This is a genomic window from Amycolatopsis sp. NPDC051071 (genome assembly GCF_040682875.1).
Taxonomy (GTDB): domain Bacteria; phylum Actinomycetota; class Actinomycetes; order Mycobacteriales; family Pseudonocardiaceae; genus Amycolatopsis.
In genome coordinates, this window is record NZ_JBFBBY010000090.1 from 26,095 (window position 1) to 32,175 (window position 6,081).

6 protein-coding genes and 1 pseudogene are annotated in these 6,081 nt (G+C 68.2%); 2 read left to right on the forward strand and 5 right to left on the reverse strand.

All coding sequences use genetic code 11. The annotated features are described in order from the left end of the window. Positions 1–53 precede the first annotated feature (53 nt). Entirely contained in the window at positions 54–524 is a 471-nt protein-coding gene (locus tag AB0M65_RS26005; protein WP_364032574.1) for a VOC family protein, read from the forward strand. A 1-nt stretch (position 525) separates the two neighbouring features. On the opposite strand, the gene AB0M65_RS26010 is transcribed toward AB0M65_RS26005, so the two are convergent. The 5 genes and pseudogenes from AB0M65_RS26010 to AB0M65_RS26030 all read right to left on the reverse strand — a co-directional run bounded on the left by AB0M65_RS26010 (position 526) and on the right by AB0M65_RS26030 (position 4,629). Next, positions 526–1,443 (reverse strand): SMP-30/gluconolactonase/LRE family protein, encoded by a 918-nt coding sequence (locus AB0M65_RS26010; RefSeq protein WP_364032577.1) that lies wholly within the window; start codon positions 1,441–1,443, stop codon positions 526–528. A 10-nt stretch (positions 1,444–1,453) separates the two neighbouring features. Beyond that, positions 1,454–2,110, reverse strand: a complete 657-nt coding sequence (locus AB0M65_RS26015) for a histidine phosphatase family protein (protein ID WP_364032580.1) — start codon at positions 2,108–2,110, stop codon at positions 1,454–1,456. Next, positions 2,110–2,481, reverse strand: a pseudogene (locus AB0M65_RS26020) (phosphotransferase); the annotation flags it as partial. The pseudogene AB0M65_RS26020 and the gene AB0M65_RS26015, both read right to left, overlap by 1 nt. A 43-nt stretch (positions 2,482–2,524) precedes the next feature. Continuing rightward, a complete protein-coding gene (locus tag AB0M65_RS26025; RefSeq protein ID WP_364032583.1) occupies positions 2,525–3,277 on the reverse strand; it encodes an SDR family oxidoreductase in 753 nt (250 codons plus the stop codon). Positions 3,278–3,378: 101 nt separating this feature from the next. Beyond that, positions 3,379–4,629, reverse strand: coding sequence for a S8 family peptidase (locus AB0M65_RS26030; RefSeq protein ID WP_364032586.1), 1,251 nt, complete (start codon positions 4,627–4,629; stop codon positions 3,379–3,381). 260 nt (positions 4,630–4,889) lie between these two features. Here AB0M65_RS26030 and AB0M65_RS26035 point away from each other — a divergent pair, with 260 nt between their 5' ends. Next, a complete protein-coding gene (locus AB0M65_RS26035; protein WP_364032589.1) occupies positions 4,890–5,840 on the forward strand; it encodes a hypothetical protein in 951 nt (316 codons plus the stop codon). Positions 5,841–6,081: the final 241 nt, after the last annotated feature.

The following is a 6,081-nucleotide window of genomic DNA, read 5'->3' on the forward strand; positions in this document are numbered from 1 at the left end:
TGTGTCAGAGATAGCGGACCGCTTCTGTCCGCTAGGAGTGGCAGAGTGAGGTCATGAGCAGAACGAGCCGCGAAATCCAGGTCAGCTTCGACGCCCTCGACCCGAAGGCACTGTCCATCTTCTGGCGCGACGCCCTGGGCTACGTCCACCCCGGCCCGCCGGGGGTCGAGGTCCCCGAGGGCACCGACCCGCTGGACGCCTGGGACGAGTTCCTCGAGCGTGTCGGCGTGCCCGTGGAGCAGCGCAACTCCCGGTCCGCGCTCAACGACCCGGACGGCGAGGGGCCGAGGATTTTCTTCCAGCAGGTCCCGGAGGACAAGATCGCCAAGAACCGCGTCCACCTCGACATCCGCGCCGCTCCCGGGCTTCAGGGGGACGAGCGGATGGCGGCACTCGAGGCCGAGTGCGACAGGCTCGTCGGGCTCGGGGCGAAGCGGATTCAGCGCTTCGAGCCCGAACAGCCATTGAGTCTCGGCTTCATCGTGATGAACGACCCCGAGGGCAATGAGTTCTGCCTGGACTGACTCAGACCGTCGTGACGGCGATCGCGTTGTCCTCCAGCGACCCGAAGTACAGCGTCCCGGCACGCTCCCGGACCCCGACGAGCACATGGAACCCGTCGATCTCCCCGCGCAGCTCGTGCACCTGCTTCCCGTCCGGCGTCACGCCCCGCACCCCGCATTCCCGCGACGGCGCGGGTTGCAGGGCCGTCGGCAGCGCGCGGATCCCGGCCCGCACCGGCGCGGGAAGCTTCTGGATGACGGAAAGCGCGGGCACCTTCGGGCTGGCGATGGTGATCCAGATGAGCCCGTCGCTGCCGGTGGAGATGTTGTCGGGATAGCCCCAAAGGTCGTCGACGAGGACATCGCGCTCGCCGGCGCGTTCACCGGTCAGCCAGAGCCTGCTCACCCGGTACGCGCCGGTCTCGGCAATGGCCACATAGGACTCGTCGGGTGGGAGCGCGACACCGTTGGCGAACTGGAAGCCGTCCGCCAGCTGGTCGATCTTCCCGTCCGGGGTCCGCCGCAGCAGCCGGCCGCCGCCGGTCTGCTCGATCAGGTCGTCACGCCATTTCTCGATGCCGAACCGCCTCGACGAGTCCGTGAAGTAAACCGATCCGTCGGATGCCACGGCGGCGTTGTTGCAGAACACGAAATCGAGTCCGGCGGCGCGGGTGGCCAGCGTGGTCACGGGGCCACCCGCGAGCGGCATGGTGAGCAGGCCCGCCTTCGCGTCGCAGATCAGGAGGTCGTCCCCGTAGAACTCCAGGCCCAGCGGGCGTCCGCCGGTGTCGCCGAGGACGTCGATCCGCTTGCCGTCCGGCGAGAGGCGCAGGACGCGGCCGTCGTCGACGCCGGTGTAGATCCGCCCCTGGTCGTCGACGACGACGTCCTCGGGACCGTGCCCGTTGACCGGGATGACCGTGACCTCGCCGAACGTCATCGCGTGCCTCCTAGCGGTAGGTGAGCAGTTCCGCGGCTTCCGCTTCGAAGTGCGGATGTTCGTTGAACGACAACAGGGTCACCCCGCCGCGGCCGGACACCAGTTTGGTGATGCCCGCGTTCACGGTGACCCGGTTCAGTTTCAGCAGCCCGGCCTCCGGCGTGCCCATCAGCGCGCCGCAGACCGTCGCGATCACGCCGCCGGAACTGAAGACGATGGCGTGCTCGCCCTTGCCAAGCGACGTCACGAGATCCGCCAGCGCCCCCTTGACCCTGGCCAGGAACGCGGGCCAGGTTTCGGCGCACGGGCCGGTCTCCCCCGCCGCGATCCACGCGGTCAGCGCACCGTCCAGAGCGGCCTGGTACGCCCGGGAATCGGTCTGCTGGACACCGGCGGCATGATACTTCGCGATGTCGACGTGATCGTACTCGTTCCACCGCGCGTCCTCGACGACGTCGATCCCGGAGCCGAGCACCTTCAACGCCGTCGCGGCCGTATCCCGTTGCCGAGCAAGGGTTCCGGACCGTGCCTCGCGGAATTCGACGCCACGCCGCAGCAGTTCGGCACCGACCACAGTGGACTGTTCGAACCCGCGCGGCGAGAGCTGGTCGTAGTTGACCGCGCCGAACGACGCCTGCCCGTGCCGCACCAGGTAAATCGCACCCACTACGCGTGTCCCTTCGCGATGATCCGGCGGCAGCGGCCGTCGAGGTAACCGACGAACTGCCACAGCTCCAGCCCGGACCGTTCCGCGTACCGCCGCACGAACTCCTCGCGGGTGTACATCCCGGGCAGGCGTTCCATCAGCGGATCGCCGAGCGTGGCCATCTCCCAGTCGAGCACGCCGACGATGCCGAGATCGTCGTCGAGCACCAGGTTGTCGAGCCGGTAGTCGTTGTGGATCAGGCAGATCTTCACCTCGGCAGGCTGGTTTTCCGCCAGCCAGGCCATCACCTCGGCGCAGTCCGGGACGTTTTCCGTGCGCGCCTTGAGGAACCGCTCCGACCAGCCCCTCACCTGACGCTCGACGTACCCGGAGACCGGCCGCAACGCCTGCTGCACCCGTCGTCCGCGGCCAGAGTCATCCGAACTTCTTCAGCATCGACGCCGGAACGAACGGGAAGAGCTTCGCGAGCACGCTCCACGGCCACGTCGGCACGAACGCCTTCGCCGTCTCGGATTCGATCGCCTTCACCAGCGCCCGCGCCCCTGGCTCCGCCTTGAGTGCGGCCGGGAGCTTCGAGATGTCCTCGTTCATCCCCGATTCGATGAACCCCGGCAGCAGTGTGGTGACCTTGATCGGCGTCTTCATCAGCTCGATCCGGGTGCCCTCGGCCAGCGCCGAAACACCCGCCTTCGAGGCGGCGTAGGCGGTGGCGTTGCCGGGGACACCGCGAACCGCGAGGAAGGAGGAAATGACCACGAGGTGGCCGTCCTTCTGCTTGCGGAAGATGCCGACGGCGGCCTCGATCTGGGCTGCCGCGCCGAGGAGGTTCGTCTGGAGGGTCTGGCGGTTGGCGTCGAAACGGCCGGTGCCGATCCGCTGTCCCTTGCCGAGCCCCGCGTTCACGATCACACGGTCGAGTGATCCGAGCTCCTCGCGGAACTCCTCGAAGACGGCGAAGACCTGGTCGTGGTCGTTCACATCCAGCTTCCGGGTGACCACGGTGATGCCGGGATAAGCCTTCTTGAGCTCCGCGGCGAGGGCGTCGAGGCGGTCGAGACGGCGGGCGGCCAGTGCCAGATCGCGGCCTCTGGCGGCGTACTGCCTGGCCATTCCCTCGCCGAGACCGGAGCTCGCACCGGTGATCAGGATGTTCTTCCGCAGGACCATGGCTGGAGCGTACCGGTTGGTAACAAGCCTGGCGCTCCCCAGACAGGAGGCCGCCCCCGACGCCTGGGGTACGCCGGGGGCAGCCTGTCTGACAGAGCTCGTTACTTCACCTGGAGGAGCTTGTTCGCGGTGCCCGAGCTCGGGTTGCTGATCTTGCCGTCGGCGGCCGCGGCGACCAGGCCTTCGGAGACCTGGGCAGGGGTGGCGTCGGGGTGGGCCGACAGGTAGAGCGCGGCAGCGCCCGCGACGTGCGGCGAAGCCATCGACGTACCGCTGATGGTGTTCGTGGCGTCGTCACCGGTGCCCCACGACGACGTGATGTCGACACCCGGGGCGTACAGGTCGACGACCGAACCGTAGTTCGAGAAGCTGGCCTGCTTGTCGGTCTTGTCGCTGGCGGCCACCGTGATGGCCTCCTTGACGCGAGCCGGCGAGGTGGTGCCCGCGTCGGAGGACTCGTTGCCCGCCGCGAGCGCGAAGGTCACGCCCTTGGCGATGGCCCCGCGAACCGACTCGTCGAGGGCGTCGTCCGCGCCGCCCCCGAGACTCATGTTCGCCACCGACGGGCCCTTGGCGTTCGCCGCGACCCAGTCGACACCGGCGACGACACCCTCGGTGGTGCCGCTGCCGTTGGCGTCCAGTACGCGGACGCCAACGATCTTCACGCCCTTGGCGAGGCCGTACTCGGTGCCGCCGATGGTGCCGGCGACATGCGTGCCGTGACCGTGCTCGTCGTTGGGGGTGTCGTCGTTGTCGACGAAGTCCTTGCCGCCGGTCGCGCGGTCACCGAAGGTGGCGTGCGTGCCGCGGACACCGGTGTCGATGACGTACGCGGTGACGTTGTCGGCCTTCGTCGGGTACGTGTACTTGTTGTCGAGCGGCAGGTCCGCCTGGTCGACACGGTCAAGGCCCCACGACGGCGGGTTGTCCTGGGTCTCGCTGATCTTGAACGTCTTGTTCTGCACGACGTAGGCGACCTGCGGGTCGGCGGCGAGCCGCTTCGCCGCGGCCTCGTCGGCCTTGATCGAGAAGCCGTTCAGCGCCGAGCCGAACGTGCGGGAAAGCGTGGTGCCGTACTGGCCGGTGAGGCCCTGCGCCTTGGCGGCGACATTCGCGGTGACCTCACCCGCGGTGGCGACGCCCTTGCCGACGGCGGCCGGTTTGAGGACGACGATGTAGCTGCCGGCGACCGTGTTGGCGTCACCCGCACCGCGGATCTGCCCCTGCTGGCCGGCCTGCGCCGCTCCAGCGCCGAAAGTGGCGACCGCCGCGGTGACACCCGCGAGGGCGATCCCCGCCATCAAACCGTTCCGGGTCTTTCGGGACTTCAGGTTCTTCCGGGACTTGCTCACTGGTTCCCTTCCTGCCGCGCCGTGCGGATCACCCGGGAGGATGATCGTTGCTGGAGCCATGCAAACCGCCACACAGGGGCGCGGGCAATGATTCACAGTTACCAGTACTAGGCCGAACGGAGTAATCCCGCTCGTCCGGAAAGTCGTTTTCACCTGGCAGAAGGTGCCCCTGGCGCGTTACCTCAGACTGATAAAGTTGTTCGTGTTGTTATCAACCGGGCGATGTCGGGAAGCGGCAGGCGGGGACGGTCGGGCGGCATATGGTGGCGGGGAGCGCGGCGGACCGGGCTGACACGGACGAAGACGACCAGCCGCGTACGGCATTCGCCACGGCACTGCGGTCGGCTATCGCGACCAGCGGGCTCAGTCTCGATCGGATCCAGGCCCGGCTGCTCGCCAGGGGCGCGTCGGTCAGCGTGACCGCGCTGAGTTACTGGCAATCGGGTAAGCGTCAGCCGGAGCGGCAGAGTTCACTGTCCGCTGTCCGGGTACTCGAAGAGGTTTTGGCGATTCCCGCCGGGTCGCTGCTCAGCCTGCTGCCGCCACCGCGGCCACGCGGGGCTTCGTCACGCCGCAGCCGCGGCACCACCGAACAGCCGCTGACCTTCCCGCTCGAAGCACTCCGGGCGCTGCTGGAGAAGGTCGGCGCGCCCAACGCGCTCGAACAACACCATCAGCTGAAACTGGTCGGCCTGCACGACCTGTGCGAGATCGCCGCGGACGGCGGACAACGCGCGGTGACCGCGCGGGCGGTGTTCCAGGCGGGCGCCGACGGGCAGGACCGCTGGCTCCTGGTCTACGCGCAAGGTGATCCCGATGCGGGGCCGCCCGTGCTGAACACCCTGCGGAACTGCCACGTCGGCCGCGCCGAGGTCGACGACGAGCACGGGCTCACGGTGGCCGAACTGCTCTTCGACCGGCCCATCGACCGCGGCGAGACTCACCTGATCGAGTACTCGCTGACGAACCCCGGGCCGCCGTACCCGGAATGCCGGAACACGCACTATCGCGAATTCCGGCGGCCGGTGCGGGAGTACCTGCTGGAGATCCGGTTCGACCCAGACACGATCCCGGCGAAATGCCGGCAACACTCCAGGCAGGGGACCTCGCCACTCGACCGCCGGGACCTGAAGCTCGACCAGAACAACGGCGTCCACGCCGTCGCGCTCGACTTCGGCCCCGGGGTCTTCGGGATCGACTGGGAGTACTGAAACCCTCGTGAGTGGTAAGTCGCGTCAGGGCCAAGAGCGTCTTTGACTACCTTCAGGAGCCGCCGCTGTGGTCCCAGGTGCACCAGCAGGCACAGCGGGGGCCGCGCGTGAAGGCCCCCTTCCCTCGGCTCAGCCGAGGAAACTCGACCTTCACACCTTGCCTAGGTACATGAAGGCCCCCTTCCTTGCGCTAGGCGCAAGGAAGGGGGCCTTCATGTACTTCAGGGAGGCAGGGCGGCGC

What these genes read in the sequence shown, in the direction of transcription:
- AB0M65_RS26005 (WP_364032574.1), top strand. Translation starts at nt 54, where the DNA reads ATGAGCAGAACGAGCCGCGAAATCCAGGTCAGCTTCGACGCCCTCGAC.
- AB0M65_RS26010 (WP_364032577.1), bottom strand. Translation starts at nt 1,443, where the DNA reads ATGACGTTCGGCGAGGTCACGGTCATCCCGGTCAACGGGCACGGTCCC.
- AB0M65_RS26025 (WP_364032583.1), bottom strand. Translation starts at nt 3,277, where the DNA reads ATGGTCCTGCGGAAGAACATCCTGATCACCGGTGCGAGCTCCGGTCTC.
- AB0M65_RS26035 (WP_364032589.1), top strand. Translation starts at nt 4,890, where the DNA reads ATGGTGGCGGGGAGCGCGGCGGACCGGGCTGACACGGACGAAGACGAC.